Consider the following 16,399-nt stretch of genomic DNA (forward strand, 5'->3'; position numbering starts at 1 on the left):
GGACTGACCGCGCTGGACGGACGCACACCTCGGCGGCCCCTGGCCCAGGGCGAACGGGCGGGCGGGCGCCAGGGCCAGGCGGCACTGCCGCACCGGTCCAGCGGCGGGTACGGTCCGCCTCCGCGCCCCTGGGCGGGGCGGGCCGCCGGGCGGTTGCCGAAGCCAGGCGGCACTGCGGCACCGCCAGAGCCAGGCGGCACTGCCGCACCGGTCCAGCGGCGGGTACGGTCCGCCTCCGCGCCCCTGGGCGGGGCGGGCCGCCGGGCGGTTGCCGAAGCCAGGCGGCACTGCGGCACCGCCAGGGCCAGGCGGCACTGCCGCGCCGGTCCGGAGGCGGTTACGGGGTGCAGTCGGCGGATGGCGGGCGGCTGTGATCCCAGGGCGGCTCCGGGGCGCACCGGCCGGGCGCCAGGCTGAGCCGGTGCGGTGGCGGCTGCCGCGGGACACACGGGCCGGATGCCGGGCGCCGCTGGTCCGGCGGTGGCTGCGGGAGGCCCTGGGCAGGCGTCACGCCGTGCCGGTCCAGCGGCGGCCGTGAAGCGGGCGGGCGGGGGTCAGGCGGCGCCGCCCTTGCTGTCGGGTTCGTCGTCGACGATCTCCGCGTCGACCACGCCGTCCGCGTCGTGGGTGCTCTCCTCCTGCGGGGAGGCCTGACCGCCGGCGGCGGAGGCGGCCGCGTACATGGCCTGCCCCATCTTCTGGCTGACCGTGGCGAGTTTCTCCACCCCGGTGCGCAGGGCGGTGGTGTCGGCGTTCTGTTCCAGCAGGGTTTTCAGTTCCGTGACGGCCGCCTCGACCTCGCCGCGGGTGTCGGCGGGTATCCGGTCCTGGTTGTCGCGGACGAACTTCTCGGTCTGGTAGACGAGTTGCTCGGCCTGGTTGCGGGTTTCGGCGGCCTCGCGGCGCCTGCGGTCCTCCTCGGCGTACTGTTCCGCCTCGCGCATCATGCGGTCGATGTCGTCCTTGGGCAGGGCGGAGCCGCCGGTGACGGTCATCTTCTGCTCGCGGCCCGTGGCGAGGTCCTTGGCGGAGACGTGCATGATGCCGTTGGCGTCGATGTCGAAGGCCACCTCGATCTGCGGGACACCGCGCGGGGCGGGCGGCAGGCCGGTGAGGTCGAAGACTCCCAACTTCTTGTTGTAGGCGGCGATTTCGCGTTCGCCCTGGTAGACCTGGATGCCGACCGAGGGCTGGTTGTCGGCAGCGGTGGTGAAGATCTCCGAACGGCGGGTGGGGATCGTGGTGTTGCGTTCGATCAGCTTGGTCATGATGCCGCCCTTGGTCTCGATGCCGAGGGACAGCGGGGTGACGTCGAGCAGCAGCACGTCCTTGACGTCGCCGCGCAGGACACCCGCCTGGAGGGCGGCGCCGACGGCGACCACCTCATCGGGGTTGACGCCCTTGTGCGGGTCCTTGCCGGTGAGTTCGCGGACCAGGTCGGTGACGGCCGGCATCCGGGTGGAGCCGCCGACGAGGATGACGTGGTCGATCGCGGACAGCTGGATCCCGGCGTCCCGGACGGCCTGGTGGAAGGGCTGCTTGCAGCGGTCGAGCAAGTCGGCGGTGAGCTCCTGGAACTGAGCTCGCGTCAGTTTCTCCTCCAGGTGCAGCGGGCCCTCTGCGGACGCGGTGATGTAGGGCAGGTTGACGGTGGTCTCCGAGGACGACGACAGCTCGATCTTGGCCTTCTCGGCGGCCTCCCGCAGCCGCTGCACCGCCATCTTGTCGGCGCCCAGATCGATGCCGTGACCGGCCTTGAACCGCTTCACCAGATGCTCGACGATGCGCTGGTCCCAGTCGTCGCCGCCGAGGTGGGTGTCGCCGTTGGTGGCCTTCACCTCGATCACGCCGTCGCCGATCTCCAGCAGGGACACGTCGAAGGTGCCGCCGCCGAGGTCGAAGACCAGCACCGTCTGCTCCTCGCCCCGGTCCAGGCCGTAGGCGAGGGCGGCGGCGGTCGGCTCGTTGATGATCCTGAGCACCTTCAGGCCGGCAATTTCCCCGGCCTCCTTGGTGGCCTGCCGCTGGGCGTCGTCGAAGTACGCGGGCACGGTGACCACCGCGTCCGCGACGTCCTCGCCGAGATAGGCCTCCGCGTCCCGCTTCAGTTTCTGCAGCACCCGCGCCGACAGCTCCTGTGCGCGCAGCCGTGAGCCGTCGACCGTTCCGCTGTCCGGGAAGCGCCAGGCGGCGTCGCCCATGTGCCGCTTCACCGAACGGGCGGTACGCTCCACGTTCGTCACGGCCTGCCGTTTGGCGACCTCGCCGACCAGCACCTCCCCGTTCTTCGCGAACGCCACCACCGACGGCGTGGTCCGCGCGCCCTCCGCGTTGGTGACGACGGTGGGCTCGCCGCCCTCCAGGACGGCCACCACCGAGTTCGTCGTCCCGAGATCGATCCCGACCGCACGTGCCATGATCCGTCCCCTTCCGCCAGGGCCGTCTTCGGCACTATCAGCAGAAAACGCGCGTACGACGCTGTCAATCCCGAGATCCCGAGAAGCCGAGATCCCGAGATCCCGGGATGCCTACTGCGCGAGTACCCGGGAACGGCGGTGCCGCGCCCCTGGGCGGGACGCGGCATCGGCGGTCGTACGGGCGTCAGGCCAGCTCGGCCGTCAGCGTGATGGTCGTACCGGCCAGGGCCTGGCTGACCGGGCAGTTCTTCTTGGCGTCCTCGGCGGCCGAGGCGAAGCCCTCCGCGTCCAGACCCGGCACCTCGCCGCGCACGGTGAGGTGGATGCCGGTGATGCCCTCGCCCGGCTGGAAGGTCACGTCGGCCTTGGTCTCCAGCCGGGTGGGCGGGGTGCCGGCGCCGGCCAGTCCGTGCGAGAGGGCCATGGAGAAGCAGCTGGAGTGGGCGGCGGCGATCAGCTCCTCGGGGCTGGTCTTGCCGTTCGCCTGCTCCGCGCGCGAGGGCCACGACACCGGCTGCTGGCCGATGCCGGAGGAGTCGAAGGTGACGACGCCGCTGCCCTGGAGCAGGTTGCCTTCCCAGACGGTGTGCGCGGTGCGCGTGGTGGCCACGGTGGTTCCTTTCGCGGGTGGTCTCGCGGGTGGTCGGTCCCGTTGCCGGATGTTCCGTTGCCGGATGTTCCGTTGCCGGGTTTCCGTGTCCCTATCCGATCACATCCGGGCCCGTCGTACGCCGAAGACCGGCCCACGCGCGGTGAACGGACGATGACGTCGCGTTCCGCCGGGCCGCCCACGGCGTTCAGGCCACCCGCTCCTCCTCGGCATCGGCATCGGTGTCGGTGTCGGCGGTGAGCGGGACCTCGGGGCCGTTGAGCTCGCGCAGCCAGCGGCGCAGCACGCGGTGCACCTGCTCGGCGCCGGCCGGCTCCTCCTCCCCCTCCCCGACCGGTGCGGACAGATCCAGCGGGGAGAGCAGGAACGAGCGGGACTGGGCGCCACCGAGACCGCCGTGGGAGCCGATCTGCTCCTCGAAGGCGAGAACCTCGCCGTCGGCCGGGTCGTACGCCGAGTTCACCATGATGTCGGCGGTGTGCGGGAAGGAGTGGGTACGGCGGACGGCGTCGGCGGCACCGGGACCGAACCGCGCCAGCGGCTCGGATACGTCGTCGAGCTCGGCCAGCGGGATCTCGGCACCGTGGGCCCCCAGCACGACCCCGCCGTGCTCCTCGCTGCGCACCAGCAGGAAGCCGATGCCCGGGTGATGCGCGAGGGTGGTGAGCAGGGCCGGGTGACGGGCCTCGATCTCCTCCTTGGTCATGCGGTGCCGGACATCCGGGAAGGAGACCAGGCCGAGATTGCCGGACGCCAGCACGACCGGCTCGGAACCCCGCGCCGGCCGGTACCGCTCCCCCTTCTCCTCCACGGGCCGGCGCAGCGCGGCACGGACGGCGGCGCGGGCCTCGGCACCGCTGCGGGTCCCCTCGGCCCGGCGTGGGACGGGCAGCCCGCAGCCGGCCCGGACGAGGTCGCCGAGGGTGAGACCGTAGCGGGCGTGGAAGGTCTCGCCGGGGCTCTGGCCGTGGTCGGACAGGACGACGATGCGGTAGGGGCGGGGGGCGTGTTCGGCGACCCGCTGGAGCAGGGCGAGGGCCCGGTCGAGGCGTTGCAGCACCTTCTCGGCGTCCCGGCTGTGCGGGCCGGAGTGGTGGGCGACCTCGTCGTAGGCGACCAGGTCGGCGTAGACGGCGGTGCGCCCGGCCAGCATGTCGCCCATCACCGCGGCGACCACGACGTCCCGTTCCACGACGGTGGCGAAGGCCCGCACGAGGGGGTAGAGGCCACCGCGGCCGACCCGCGGCCGTTGTCCCCGCAGGCGGGCGCGGGTGGACTGGCCGACCTCGCGGGCCACCTCGGCGACGAAGGACAGGGCGGTGCGTACGGCGCTCGCAGGGTCGGAGAAGTAGGCGAAGTAGCCGGCGCGGGAACGGTTCTCCCGTCCTCGGCGGCGGGTGGCGATGGACAGGACGAGGGCCTGCTCGCCGGCGCCGCCGCTGAAGAGGTTGCCGCGGCTGGCGCCGTCGACGGTGAGCAGTCCGCCGTCGCCTGTATGCAGTATGGCGCGGCGCTGCAGTTCGGCGGCGCTCGTCGGCCGGTTGCACACCATCACCTCTCCGCAGTCCTTCTCGTACCAGCGGAACGCCGGCACGTCGAAGGTGCTGCCGTGGAGGATGCCGAGCTGGCTGGCGCCGGTCTGGCTGGACCAGTCGGTGCGCCAGGGGGTGAGGCGATGGGTCGGCTGTATGCGATGTTCCGTCGACTGCCGACCGTCGACCGGATTCTGTAGACCGTCGGCCGGCTTCTGCAGACCGTCGGCCGGTTCCTGTACGCCGTCGGCCGGTTTCTGCAGACCGTCGCCCGTCGCCAGCCAGCGGGACACCGTAGGCATCAGCCCCTTGCGGACCGCCGCCGTGAGGACGTCGTGGCCGACACCGTCGAGTTGGACGAAGACCAGGCCGGGGGTGGTGGGGCAGGGCGGGTCGGATCTGCGGCGGCGGGTGGCGAGGCGGTGCAGGCGGCGGCGGTAGGCCTCGTCGTCGCGGACGGCGAGGGCGGCGCCGGTGGCCGAGGCGACCGCGGACATCACGGCGGCCACGATGACGGCGGTCTGCGGGGCGGCGGCGCCCCGGCCGGAGGGGTTGACGCGCAGGGCGAGCAGCAGCAGGGAGCCGTTGAGGACGAAGACCAGCAGGCCGAGGAAGAGGGCGGGGACGAGGAGCAGGAGCCGGACCAGAAGGGGCCAGACCACGGCCGACAGGATGCCGAAGGCGCCGGCGCCGCAGGCGGCGGTGACGGCGATCCGGGTGAGGCTGTCGCCGTCGGCGGACTGGAGCCGGAAGTCGGGCAGAAGGGCGGCGAGGACCAGCATGGTGACGGTGGAGGCCGCCCATACGGTGACGCTCCGTCCGATCTGGCTGACAACCCACCGCCATGGCACGCCTCGTACCCCTCGCACGCCTCGAACCCTCACGTCCCGGCCCGCTCGACGCCCGGGCCTCGCTCCACCTTGTCATACCGGGCCGGGGCGACGGCGGACGGCCGAGCGGGCTCAGCGGCCGTCGTAGCCGGCGGTCGGCATGGACAGGCGGCGATGGACGTGGGCCTTCATCTGGGCGTCGTAGGCCGGTTCGGCGCGGCCGACGGTCTCCACGCGGACGCCGCGCCGGGCGCATTCGGCGGTGAAGGCCTCGACGGAGGACAGAGCGCGGCGCAGGACCCGCAGGCTGGGGGCGACGAACACGTCGACGCCGGGGCGGACGCCGTCCCACAGGGCGCAGTGGTCGAAGCGCAGTCCGCCGACGAGGAGTTCGCGGGCGACGACGTAGCCGTGCTCGGCGGCCCAGCGGGCGCACATGGCGTGCTGGCTGCGGGAGTCGACGAGGAAGGGGTCGGCTTCCAGTTCCTCCAGCGGGGTCAGGCTGGCGATGGCGGTGACCCGTACGGGTACGGACGCGGGCGTGTCGGGGGTGGGCTGCGGTTGTCCCATGGCGTCCCCCTCACCTCCGGGTTTCGCGGCCGACCCTACTCCTGCCCGTAGGCTTCGGGGAGTCGCGTGAAGGAGGCGGAAGAAGGTGCCGGTGGAGATCACCTGGTGGGGTCACGCCACCTGCACGGTCCAGGACGGGAACATACGCGTGCTGACCGATCCTCTGTTCGCGCGCCGGCTGGCGCATCTGCGGCGGCGCCGGGGTGCGGTTCCGCCGGACCGGGCCCGGCGCGCGGACGTGGCGCTCGTCTCCCATCTGCACGCCGACCATCTGCATGTGCCCTCGCTGGCCGCGCTCGCGCCGGGTACGCGCCTGCTCGTGCCCCGGGGTGCGCCGCGGGCGGTGCCGTCGCTGCGCCGGCTGCGGGGTCTTCGGGTGACCGAGGTGGTGCCGGGGGACGCGGTGCGGGTCGGTGAGGTGCTGGTCCGGGTGGTGCCCGCGCTGCACGACGGGCGGCGCTTGCCGGTGGGGCCGCACCGGTCGCCGGCGCTGGGGTACGTGGTGGAGGGGGAGGCGCGGACGTACTTCGCCGGGGACACCGGGCTGTTCGACGCGATGGCGGAACGGGTCGGTCCGGTGGATGTGGCGTTGCTGCCGGTGGGCGGCTGGGGGCCGTTCCTGGGTGAGGGGCATCTGGACGCGGGGCGGGCGGCGCGGGCGCTGGCCCGGCTGGCGCCTCGGATGGCGGTGCCGGTGCACTACGGGACGTACTGGCCCATCGGGATGGAGGCGGTGCGGCCGCACGAGTTCCACGCGCCGGGGGACGAGTTCGTGCGGCTGGCGGCTGTGGTCGCGCCGCAGGTGGTGGTGCGCAAGCTGGGGCACGGGGAGAGTGTGCGGCTGGAGGTGGCGCGGTGAGCCGGCCGGCCTCGGCGCTGGCGCTCGCCGCCGCGTCGACGTCGGCGGTGCCGCCGGAGTCGACGCAGCAGGCGGTCGGTTATCCCTCGTTGTTCCTGCTGGTGCTGATCGGTGCGCTGGTGCCGGTGGTGCCGACGGGTGCGCTGGTGAGTTCGGCGGCGGTGGTGGCGTTCCATCAGACGGCGCCGTTCTCGCTGGCGCTGGTGTTCGTGACGGCGTCGCTGGCGGCGTTCACCGGGGACGGGGCGCTGTACTGGCTGGGGCGGCGCGGGATGCGGTCGCGCAGCGGGTCGCGGTGGCTGGAGGCGATCCGGTCGCGGGCGCCGGAGGAACGGGCCGCGGGGGCGCGGGAGAAGCTCGCCGAGCACGGGGTCGCGGTGCTGGTGCTGTCCCGGCTGGTGCCGGCGGGTCGTGTTCCGGTGATGCTGGCGTGTCTGATGGCGGACTGGCCGCTCAGGCGGTTCGCCCGGGGGAATCTGCCGGCGTGTCTCGCCTGGGCGGCCACGTATCAGGTCATCGGTGTGCTGGGGGGTTCGTTGTTCAGGGAGCCGTGGGAGGGGGTTGTGGTGGCGGTCGCGCTGACCGTGGTGATCAGCGTGATGCCGGGTCTGGTACGGCGATTTCGGTAGCGCCGTCGGGGATGAGGTCGTCTTCGGGGTGACGGTCCGTTGTGGTTTCTCGCGCCGGCGCGGCGGTAGCCGCATATCGGACACAGCCCCGCGCCCCTGACGGGACGCTCCCGTCCAGCACCTTTGATCCGCCGACCGGCAGATCCCACAGGTCCTCCCGGTCCCGTCCCGCCTTCTGCCAGGCCGTACGCACGCGCGTGAGGGGTTCCAGGACGGGCTCGGCCGAGAGGATGAAGGTGCCCCAGTGCATGGGGGCCATGCGGTGGGCGCCGAGGTCGAGGGTGGCCCGGACGGCTTCCTCGGGGTCGCAGTGGACGTCGCTGAGCCACCAGCGGGGGTCGTAGGCGCCGATGGGCATGAGGGCGAGGTCGATGCCGGGGTAGCGGCGGCCGATGCGGGAGAACCAGTGGCCGTAGCCGGTGTCACCGGCGAAGTAGAGGCGCCGGCCGCCGGTGTCGGTGAGGATCCAGCCGCCCCAGAGGCTGTGGCAGGTGTCGGTGAGGGTGCGCTTGGACCAGTGGTGGGCGGGGACGAAGTCGAAGCGGACCCCGGCCAGTTCGGCGCCTTCCCACCAGTCGAGCTCGGTGACGCAGGTGAAGCGCCGGCGCCGGAACCAGCGGCCGAGTCCGGCGGGGACGAACAGCGGTGTGGCGCGCGGGAGTCGGCGCAGGGTGGGGGCGTCGAGGTGGTCGTAGTGGTTGTGGCTGATGACGACGGCGTCGACGCAGGGCAGGCTGTCCCAGGGGACGCCGACGGGGGTGATGCGGGCGGGGGTGCCGAGGATGCGGCGGGACCAGACGGGGTCGGTGAGGACGGTCAGGCCGCCGATGCGGACGATCCAGCTGGCGTGTCCGGCCCAGGTGACGGCGAGGGTGCGGGGGTCGGCGGGAGGCAGCGGGGCGGGTTCGACGGGGAGCAGGGGGAGGTCGGCGAGGCCTTCGCGGCCAGGGCGTACGGCGCCTTCGCGGGCGAAGCGTGCCATGGCCTTGAGGCCGGGCAGCGGGGCGGTGAGCCGGTCGTGGAACGTCCGTGGCCACACCCGGTGTTCGCCCAGGGGGCGGGGTTCGGCGAGCGGGGGGAAGGGCGGTGCGAGGGGCGTCGTGGATGCGGTGGATGCGGTGGATGCGGTGGATGCGGTGGATGCGGTGGATGCGGACGTGGGAGTCGGCGTGGTCGTCGCGGGCGTCGAGGTCGTCGAGGTCGTCGAGGTCGTCGTGGGCGGTCCGGACTCATGCGTCTGCTGCGTCATCGAGGAGGCTCCCGTCGCTGAGCTTCGTCACGGAGATCGTCGAGGACCGACGTCAAGGTGATCAACGCACGGTGCACGTGTGGCAGTTCCAACGGCGCGGGTGACGTGAGGGATTCCACGCGTTCCTCGTCGGTGCCGCCGAGCAGGGGGCCGGTGGCGAGGCGTACGCGCAGGGCGGCCAGGTCGTCGCCGAAGCGGTGGCCGCCGGGTGCCGGCATGCCGAGGCGGGCGGTGAGGAGGTCCTCCAACTCCTGTGCGTCGCCGACACCTTGTACGGCGAGGGGTTCGCGCAGCGGGCCGAGGTCGGCGTACAGGTGGCGGCCGGCCTGCGGGGGTCGGGCGAGGGCGCCGGCGGTGACGAGCGCGGTGTGTACGGCGGCCGCCACGCGCGCGTGCAGCCGTACGGCGGTCTCGCGGCGGTCGATGACGGGCCGGGGTTCGTCGAGGGCGTAGCCGGCCGCAGCGGCGACGGGGGCGGCGATGCGGGCGCCGAGCGCGGTGAGGATGTCGAGCACGCGTGCGTGGAGGCGGAGTCCGGGTTCGGTCGCGGGGAAGCGGGCGACGGCGGCGGGCCAGCCGGGGGGCAGCAGGGAGCCGGCGAGGTCGGTGACGACGGTGACCCGGTCGGGTCGCATCTCGGCGGGGCTGAGCAGGACGGTGTCGTGCGGGTGGTGGAGGGTGTCGCGCCAGGTCTCGTCGCTGACCAGGTGCAGGCCCTCGGTGGTGGCGGCCTCGACGGTCTCGTGGAGCAGTTCGGGCGGGGCGACGGTGGCGGTGGGGTCGTCGGCGACGGACAGCACGAGCAGGCGTGGGTCGCCGCCCTCGTCGCGGACCCGGCGGACGGTCTCCAGCAGGGCGTAGGGGTCGGGGACGCCGCCGCTCTCGGCGGGGGTGGGCACGTGGAAGACGGGTCGGCCGAGGATGCGGGCGTCGGGCGCCCACCAGGCGGCGCAGGGGCGGGGTGCGAGGACGTCGGCGCCGTCCGAGGCGAGCGCGGCGGTGACGGCGAGCAGCAGCGCGGGGGCGCCGGGGCCGGCGGCGACCTGGTCGGGGACGGTGGGCAGGCCGCGGCGGGTCCAGTAGCCGCAGGCCGCTTCCAGCAGGGCGGGGGCGCCGCCGACGGGCTGGGCGTCGGTGCGGTGTGCGGCGGCGGCGAGCACGGCGGTGAGTTCGGGGAGGACGGGCAGGCCGTCGCCGGGGAGCGGCGGGCCGTAGCGGACGGGGCCGTGGCCCTCGGGGTCCGTGCGCCGCATGTCCGCCTCCGCGCAGTCCGTGGTGGGTCGTCGTGGGCTGCTGTGTGGTGTGGTGTGGTGCCGGGTGGGCCGCCGTCCGGCGCCGTCGTCCGGCGCCGGGGTACGGCCGGTGTGCGTGGGTCGGGTGCCGGTGTCCTCGGGTTGGTGTACCCGTGGGGCGGCCGTCCATGGGGGGCGCCGGGCGTTGTCCCGGTCACACGCCGGTGGGGCGGTCCGCCGTGGTGCGGCGGTGGCCGAGGAGGCGGTAGCCGGCTCCGGCGCAGGCGGTGGCGATGAGAATGCCACCGGCGGCGAGGGCGGGCACGGAGTCGGTGAAGCTGCCGCCCTGTCCGGCCTCGACGCCGTGCTGGACGCCGGCCGGGGCGCAGTCGGCACCGTCGTGGGGCCGGCCGCCGGGCTGCGGTTCGCGGGGTTCGGCACAACCCCGGCCACCGGGACAGGCTCCCCCACCGGCTCCCGGTCCGCCCCCGGCCCCTGGTCCGGCTCCTGGTCCGGCTCCCGGACCGCCCCCAGCTCCTGGTCCGGCTCCCGGACCGCCCCCGACCCCTGGTTCGGCTCCCGGACCGCCCCCGGCCCCTGGTCCGGCTCCCGGACCGCCCCCGACCCCTGGTTCGGCTCCCGGACCGCCCCCGACCCCGGCTCCCGGTCCGCCCGCGCCTCCGGGTCCCGGTCCGACCCCGACCCCGGCTCCCGGTCCGCCCGCGCCTCCGGGTCCCGGTCCGACCCCGACCCCGGCTCCCGGTCCGCCCGCGCCTCCGGCTCCCGGTCCGACCCCGACCCCGGCTCCCGGTCCGCCCGCGCCTCCGGCTCCCGGTCCGCCCCCAACCCCGGCTCCGGCTCCGGCGCACTCTCGTCCGTCTCCCTGGCACCGTCCGGGCTCGCGGCACGAGGAACCGTCGGGGCAGGCCTCGCCGGCCCGGCAGCCCGGGGTGTCCCGACAGGACTGCTCCCCCGGCCGGCACCGACCGGCGTCGCTGTCTCCGCAGGGTTTGCCGTCCGGGAAGAGCTGGGGCAGCGGGGCCTGGGCCGCTCCGGGTACGGCTCCGCCGACGGCGTCGCAGCTCATGGGGAGGGCGCGGGCGGCAGGGGCCGCGGAGGCGGCGGGGCCGGCCAGCAGCAGCGCGGCACCGGCGGCGAGGGCGGCGGACAGGGCACGGGCGGTGCGGCGCATGGGGCGGGCTCCTCGACGGGCGGCGGCGGTTCGGCCGGGCCGCGCTACGACGGCACTGCCGGACGGCGCCACGGGTACCGGGCACGGGGCCGGGGCACAGGGTGTGCCCTCGCAGCCATCTCAGCCCGTACGAGGCCGTACCGCGCGCGGCCGGACCCCATTCGCGGGACATGCACGGCCGGTCGGGTGACGTGGCATACGGAGGCGGTACGACGGGCTCAGGCGCTGGTGCCGGTCCCGGTCCCGGTGCCGGTCCCGGTCCCGGTGCCGGTGCCGGTGCCGGTGCCGGTGCCGGTGCCGGTGCCGGTGCCGGGGAGCGTCAGGGAATGCCGGCCCACGCGTGTGCGTACCCGAGGTGACGGCCGGGGCGGGGCATGTACGCCGGTCAGGTCGCCGGGCCCGGATCCCGGTCGGGACCGGGAAGCGGACGCCGCTGAAGAGCCGCGCAGCGAGCCCCGGTCGGGACTGGGAAGCGGGCGCCGGTCAGGTGCTGGATGCGCGGGGGGTCGCTGCCTCGCCGCAGCCGCGTTCGCGGGCGCCCTCGCGGGTGCGGCCCGAGCTGACCAGGCGGCGCGGGTTGCGGCGCAGATACTCGCCCTCCAGCTGCGCCATGCGCTCGTTGTGGGCCCGCAGCGCGTCGTTCGAGCCGTACAGGAGGGTGTCGTGGCGCGTGCGGTGGATCGTCTCCAGCTCTTTCATCAGCTGCTGGTCGTCCAGTCGGCTGGGGTCGACTCCGGTCATGGTGGTGCCCCGCTCGTCCTGTCCGTGGTCCCGGCCCCGAGTGTGTCCGGGGCGGAACCATGGAGCCGGCATTCCTGCATCCACCATACGAAGATCCACGGCCCGGGGCCTTGCGAGAGCCCGGCGGCCCCGGACGGATGGCTTCCGGGGCGCTCAGCGGGCCCGTTCCACCCGGCGTTCGTCCCAGACCGGTTCCGGGGTCTCGCGGACGCGGCCGTCGGTGCCGAAGACCAGGTAGCGGTCGAAGGAGCGGGCGAACCAGCGGTCGTGGGTGACGGCGAGGACCGTGCCGTCGAAGGCCTCCATGCCCTCCTGGAGGGCCTCGGCCGACTCCAGGTCGAGGTTGTCGGTGGGCTCGTCCAGCAGCAGCGCGGTGGCGCCGGCGAGCTCCAGCAGCAGGATCTGGAAGCGGGCCTGCTGGCCGCCGGAGAGCCGGTCGAAGGACTGCTCGGCCTGCTGGGTCAGTTCGTAGCGGCGCAGCCTGGACATGGCCGCCCCGCGGTCCTGGGCGTGCTCCTTCCACAGGATGTCGAGGAGGGTGCGGCCGTGGAGTTCGGGGTGCGCGTGGGTCTGCGCGAAGTGGCCGGGTACGACCCGTGCGCCGAGCTTCCACGTCCCGGTGTGCGCGACGTCCTCGCCGGCGAGGAGGCGGAGGAAGTGCGACTTGCCGGAGCCGTTGGAGCCGAGGACGGCGACCCGTTCGCCGTAGAAGACCTCCAGGTCGAAGGGGTGCATCAGGCCGGTCAGTTCGAGTCCCTCGCAGGTGACGGCCCGGATGCCGGTGCGGCCACCCTTCAGACGCATGGTGATGTCCTGCTCGCGGGGCGGCTCCGGCGGCGGTCCGGCCTCCTCGAACTTGCGCAAGCGGGTCTGTGCGGCGGCGTAGCGGGAGGCCATCTCGTGGCTGACGGCGGCGGCCTGGCGGAGGTTCAGGACGAGCTTCTTCAGCTGGGCGTGCTTCTCGTCCCAGCGGCGGCGCAGCTCTTCGAAGCGGGCGAAACGTTCACGGCGGGCCTCGTGGTAGGTGGCGAAGCCGCCGCCGTGCACCCAGGCATCGGCGCCGGCCGGACCGGGCTCGACGGAGACGATCTTCTCGGCGGCGCGGGCGAGGAGTTCCCGGTCGTGGGAGACGAACAGGACCGTCTTGCGGGTCTGCCGCAGCTGCTCCTCCAGCCAGCGCTTGCCGGGCACGTCGAGGTAGTTGTCCGGCTCGTCGAGCAGGAGCACTTCGTCGGTGCCGCGCAGCAGCGCCTCCAGCACGAGGCGTTTCTGCTCGCCGCCGGAGAGGGTGCGCACCTGGCGCCACTGGGCGCGTTCGTAGGGCATGCCGAGGGCGGCGGTGGTGCACACGTCCCACAGGGTCTCGGCCTCGTAGCCGCGGGCCTCGGCCCAGTCGGCGAGGGCCTGGGCGTACCGCATCTGGGCGGCCTCGTCGTCGACGGTCATGACGGCGTGCTCGGCCTCGTCCACCGCCCTCGCCGCCTCGCGGATGCGGGGCGGGGCGACGCACACGAGCAGGTCGCGTACGGTCGTGTCGTCGCGTACGGAGCCCACGAACTGGCGCATCACGCCGAGGCCGCCACTGACGGTGACGGTGCCGCCGTGCGGCTTCAGCTCGCCGGAGATCAGCCGGAGCAGAGTGGTCTTGCCGGCGCCGTTCGGGCCGACCAGGGCGACGGCGGAGCCTTCGCCGACCCGGAAGGACACGTCCCCGAGCAGGGTCCTCCCGTCGGGGAGGTGGTACTCAAGGTGCGCGGCTTCCAGATGTCCCATGGGCAGGCATTCTGCGGGGCGGCCTCGGCCCGGGGCAAACGCTTATCCCCGGCACACGCTCGTCGCCGGGCACGCTTGCCCCTCGGGCACACAGCCGCGCCGGGTACACGCTCGCACCCGGCGCACGGCACGGGCCTGCGCCCCGGGCCGGTCCCCCGCCCTCCCGCTATCCCGCCGTGTCGAGCCCCGCCGCGTCGAACCCCGCCGAGTCGAGCGCTTCCCCCGTCGGGCCGGGCTCTCCGGCCGGTTCCACCGCGGCGCCCTGCCAGGACAGGACTTTCCAGCCGTCGGCCGGGGAGCCCTCCAGGATGACGACGCCGGTGTTGTCCAGGAGGCGGGCGGCGACGAAGGCGGCGTCGACGTTGGCGGCACGGGCGGCGGTCCACACGCGGATCGCGGCGCCGTGGCTGACCATGGCGACGGTGCCGGCGCCGCTGGCCGCGGCCTCGGCGATCACGGCGTCGTAGCGGGCGAGGGCCTCGTCGCCGCTCTCGCCGCCGGGCACGCGCAGCGTGGTGTCCCCGGCCGCCCACGCGAACACCGTGCGCAGGTACTGCACGCCGCCCGGCGAGTCCCCGGGCAGCATCTCCAGGTCGCCGGCGGACAGCTCGCGGATGCCGGCGCGGACGATCGGCTCAAGGCCCCGGGCGGCGGCCAGCGGGGCGGCCGTCAGCTGGGTGCGCAGCAGTGTGGAGACGTAGAGGGCCTCGATGGCCTCGTCGGCGAGCGCCGCGGGCAGTGCGGCGGCCTGTACCTCGCCGAGCGGGGTCAGCCCCGGTCCGGGCACGGCGGTGTCCAGCAGGTGGTCCACGTTCGACGGGGTCTCACCGTGGCGGACGAGGAGCAGACGCATGCGGGGTTCTCCCTTCACGCCGGTCGGGCGCCCGGCGCGCGCACCCACCGGAAAGCGGGCCCTTGCAGGGTAACCACACCTGTCGGCATGCCCGGCCGGCAAAGGTTTCTGACGTGGCGTCAGTCCATTATGCAAAACGACGGTCTCAACATTCGGCAAGCGCGCGTACGGTGATGCGTACACCGCCGGAACCAGAGGTGAAGGGGAACACCATGCCGAAAGCGCAGGAGACCGCCGTCTACACGCACGGGCACCACGAGTCGGTGCTGCGTTCGCACACCTGGCGGACCGCCGCCAACTCCGCGGCCTATCTGCTCGGTTCGCTGAAGCCGCACATGAAGATCCTGGACATCGGCTGCGGCCCCGGCACCATCACCGCCGACCTCGCGGAACTGGTCCCCGACGGCCATGTCACCGGCGTAGACGCGGCGCCCGGCATCCTGGAGCAGGCCCGGGCCACCGCCGCCGGGCGCGGACTGGCCAACGTGGACTTCGCGGTCGCCGACGTCCACGCCCTGGACTATCCGGACGACACCTTCTGCGTGGTCCACGCCCACCAGGTGCTCCAGCACGTCGGCGACCCGGTGCAGGCGCTGCGCGAGATGCGGCGCGTGACGAAGCCGGGCGGGTACATCGCCGTACGCGACGCGGACTACGCGGCGATGACCTGGTACCCGGTGGTGCCCGGCCTGGACGACTGGCTGGACCTGTACGAGCGGGTGGCCCGCGCCAACGGCGGCGAGCCGGACGCCGGGCGCCGGCTGAAGGCCTGGGCGCTGGCCGCCGGGCTGACCGACATCACCGCCACCACCGGCACCTGGACGTTCGCCACGGCCGAGGAGCGGGCCTGGTGGAGCGGCCTGTGGGCGGACCGCACCCTGGCCTCGGCCTACGCCGACCGGGCCACGCAGGGCGGGCACGCGACCGAGGAGCAGCTGCGGGCGGTGTCCGAGGCGTGGCGGGAGTGGGGCCGGCGGGAGGACGGCTGGTTCGCCGTGCTGCACGGGGAGATCCTGTGCCGCAAGGAGCGTGACTGACAGGAGCCGGCAGGCCTGCGTCAGCGGGGTTCCTCGCCCGTGAAGGAGTACGCGGCCCAGGGGCCGGTGAGCTCCACCCGGACTCCCGGCTCCTCGGGTGTGCGGTCGATCAGTTCCACGAACTCCTCGCAGGCGGCTCGGGGCACCAGGTAGGCGGCGTCGAGCACGTTCCGGACCGCCGGGCCGGACACCGGGCAGGTCTGCGGGGCATGGATGCGGCAGTCCTCCGCCCGTCCGGCCAGGCGCTCGTGCAGGGAGCGGGCGAACGCCTCGCCGGGTGTGGCGACGGCTCCGGGTGCGGCGGCGGGCGCGGGCTCCGTGTACACCTTCACGCCCCACTCCACCCGGCCCTCCAGCCGGTCCAGGACGCGCCGGAAGGCGTCCCCGTGCATCTCCAGCATCGTGCGCACCATGCTGTCGTCCTCGCAGACGGTCGCGAGCCGCAGCGGCAGCGGCGTGGTGACCGTGGTCAGCGCGGCGATCACACCCTGGTGCGCACGGGCCGTGGCGGCGAACCACACCGGATCCTGGAGGTGCGCCTGCAGTGCCTCCTCGCCGAAGTCGGCCGCCGGGACCGTACTGACGACCGCGACCAGATCGCGGTGGCGCAGCAGGCCCGGCGGCACGCCCGCGACGCCCGTCAGCTGGGCCTGCAGGGGCGTGCCGAAGGGGCGGCAGACCGCGTAGACGTAGCGCAGCCCGGACATGGCGCCTCCTTCCGCCGCGACCTCGTACCCGCCCCCTGCCGTTCTCCTCGCTCCGTACAGTGTTCCTCGCCGCCGTCGTACGGCGGAACTGTCCGGCTCCGCCGTCGTACGACGGAATTGTCCAGCTCCGCCGTCGTACGGCGGAACTGTCCAGCACCAGCCTGACCC

At 74.1% G+C, this 16,399-nt stretch carries 13 protein-coding genes; 3 read left to right on the top strand and 10 right to left on the bottom strand.

Translation table 11 applies throughout. The features are described from left to right. Positions 1-554: 554 nt before the first annotated feature. The 4 genes from dnaK to O1G22_RS08000 form a co-directional block, all read right to left on the bottom strand. Complete coding sequence (gene dnaK, locus O1G22_RS07985) at positions 555-2,417, bottom strand: molecular chaperone DnaK (RefSeq protein ID WP_270080675.1); 1,863 nt, start codon at positions 2,415-2,417, stop codon at positions 555-557. 184 nt (positions 2,418-2,601) lie between these two features. Continuing rightward, the gene (locus O1G22_RS07990; RefSeq protein WP_270080676.1) at positions 2,602-3,027 is read right to left on the bottom strand and encodes an OsmC family protein; all 426 of its coding nucleotides are present in this window, start codon (positions 3,025-3,027) and stop codon (positions 2,602-2,604) included. Positions 3,028-3,214: 187 nt separating this feature from the next. Next, positions 3,215-5,428 carry a phage holin family protein gene (locus O1G22_RS07995; RefSeq protein ID WP_428986333.1) on the bottom strand — a complete coding sequence of 738 codons (2,214 nt, stop codon included), beginning with the start codon at positions 5,426-5,428 and terminating at the stop codon, positions 3,215-3,217. 93 nt (positions 5,429-5,521) lie between these two features. Next, a complete protein-coding gene (locus O1G22_RS08000; protein WP_270080678.1) occupies positions 5,522-5,959 on the bottom strand; it encodes a hypothetical protein in 438 nt (145 codons plus the stop codon). Between the two features lie 85 nt (positions 5,960-6,044). Here O1G22_RS08000 and O1G22_RS08005 point away from each other — a divergent pair, with 85 nt between their 5' ends. Next, positions 6,045-6,818: an MBL fold metallo-hydrolase gene (locus O1G22_RS08005; RefSeq protein ID WP_270080679.1), complete on the top strand. Its 774-nt coding sequence runs from the start codon at positions 6,045-6,047 to the stop codon at positions 6,816-6,818. Then, a complete protein-coding gene (locus O1G22_RS08010; protein ID WP_270080680.1) occupies positions 6,815-7,447 on the top strand; it encodes a DedA family protein in 633 nt (210 codons plus the stop codon). The genes O1G22_RS08005 and O1G22_RS08010 overlap by 4 nt, the downstream gene beginning before the upstream one ends. Here the strand turns inward: O1G22_RS08010 and O1G22_RS08015 are convergent. The 5 genes from O1G22_RS08015 to O1G22_RS08035 form a co-directional block, all read right to left on the bottom strand. After that, positions 7,410-8,696: an MBL fold metallo-hydrolase gene (locus tag O1G22_RS08015; RefSeq protein WP_270080681.1), complete on the bottom strand. Its 1,287-nt coding sequence runs from the start codon at positions 8,694-8,696 to the stop codon at positions 7,410-7,412. The two genes, O1G22_RS08010 and O1G22_RS08015, sit on opposite strands and share 38 nt — an antisense overlap. Continuing rightward, positions 8,693-9,949 (bottom strand): aminotransferase class I/II-fold pyridoxal phosphate-dependent enzyme, encoded by a 1,257-nt coding sequence (locus O1G22_RS08020; RefSeq protein ID WP_270080682.1) that lies wholly within the window; start codon positions 9,947-9,949, stop codon positions 8,693-8,695. The genes O1G22_RS08015 and O1G22_RS08020 overlap by 4 nt, the downstream gene beginning before the upstream one ends. A gap of 1,654 nt (positions 9,950-11,603) precedes the next feature. Continuing rightward, entirely contained in the window at positions 11,604-11,933 is a 330-nt protein-coding gene (locus tag O1G22_RS08025; protein ID WP_374116020.1) for a DUF6158 family protein, read from the bottom strand. Between the two features lie 81 nt (positions 11,934-12,014). Continuing rightward, positions 12,015-13,634 (bottom strand): ABC-F family ATP-binding cassette domain-containing protein, encoded by a 1,620-nt coding sequence (locus O1G22_RS08030; protein WP_270080683.1) that lies wholly within the window; start codon positions 13,632-13,634, stop codon positions 12,015-12,017. Between the two features lie 166 nt (positions 13,635-13,800). Next, the gene (locus O1G22_RS08035) at positions 13,801-14,487 is read right to left on the bottom strand and encodes a histidine phosphatase family protein (RefSeq protein WP_270080684.1); all 687 of its coding nucleotides are present in this window, start codon (positions 14,485-14,487) and stop codon (positions 13,801-13,803) included. A 212-nt stretch (positions 14,488-14,699) separates the two neighbouring features. Here O1G22_RS08035 and O1G22_RS08040 point away from each other — a divergent pair, with 212 nt between their 5' ends. Then, positions 14,700-15,524: a class I SAM-dependent methyltransferase gene (locus tag O1G22_RS08040; RefSeq protein ID WP_225095389.1), complete on the top strand. Its 825-nt coding sequence runs from the start codon at positions 14,700-14,702 to the stop codon at positions 15,522-15,524. A gap of 20 nt (positions 15,525-15,544) precedes the next feature. On the opposite strand, the gene O1G22_RS08045 is transcribed toward O1G22_RS08040, so the two are convergent. Next, the gene (locus O1G22_RS08045; protein ID WP_225095390.1) at positions 15,545-16,231 is read right to left on the bottom strand and encodes a GvpL/GvpF family gas vesicle protein; all 687 of its coding nucleotides are present in this window, start codon (positions 16,229-16,231) and stop codon (positions 15,545-15,547) included. Positions 16,232-16,399 lie beyond the last annotated feature (168 nt).

The sequence above is a fragment of the Streptomyces camelliae genome, assembly GCF_027625935.1.
In the GTDB taxonomy this organism is placed as follows: Bacteria; Actinomycetota; Actinomycetes; order Streptomycetales; family Streptomycetaceae; genus Streptomyces; species Streptomyces camelliae.

Bases quoted from the DNA above. Each gene is read 5' to 3' on its own strand.
- O1G22_RS08045 (WP_225095390.1), bottom strand. From the start codon at position 16,231: ATGTCCGGGCTGCGCTACGTCTACGCGGTCTGCCGCCCCTTCGGCACG.
- O1G22_RS08015 (WP_270080681.1), bottom strand. From the start codon at position 8,696: ATGACGCAGCAGACGCATGAGTCCGGACCGCCCACGACGACCTCGACG.
- dnaK (WP_270080675.1), bottom strand. From the start codon at position 2,417: ATGGCACGTGCGGTCGGGATCGATCTCGGGACGACGAACTCGGTGGTG.
- O1G22_RS08000 (WP_270080678.1), bottom strand. From the start codon at position 5,959: ATGGGACAACCGCAGCCCACCCCCGACACGCCCGCGTCCGTACCCGTA.
- O1G22_RS08040 (WP_225095389.1), top strand. From the start codon at position 14,700: ATGCCGAAAGCGCAGGAGACCGCCGTCTACACGCACGGGCACCACGAG.
- O1G22_RS08025 (WP_374116020.1), bottom strand. From the start codon at position 11,933: ATGCCGGCTCCATGGTTCCGCCCCGGACACACTCGGGGCCGGGACCAC.
- O1G22_RS08030 (WP_270080683.1), bottom strand. From the start codon at position 13,634: ATGGGACATCTGGAAGCCGCGCACCTTGAGTACCACCTCCCCGACGGG.
- O1G22_RS08035 (WP_270080684.1), bottom strand. From the start codon at position 14,487: ATGCGTCTGCTCCTCGTCCGCCACGGTGAGACCCCGTCGAACGTGGAC.
- O1G22_RS08020 (WP_270080682.1), bottom strand. From the start codon at position 9,949: ATGCGGCGCACGGACCCCGAGGGCCACGGCCCCGTCCGCTACGGCCCG.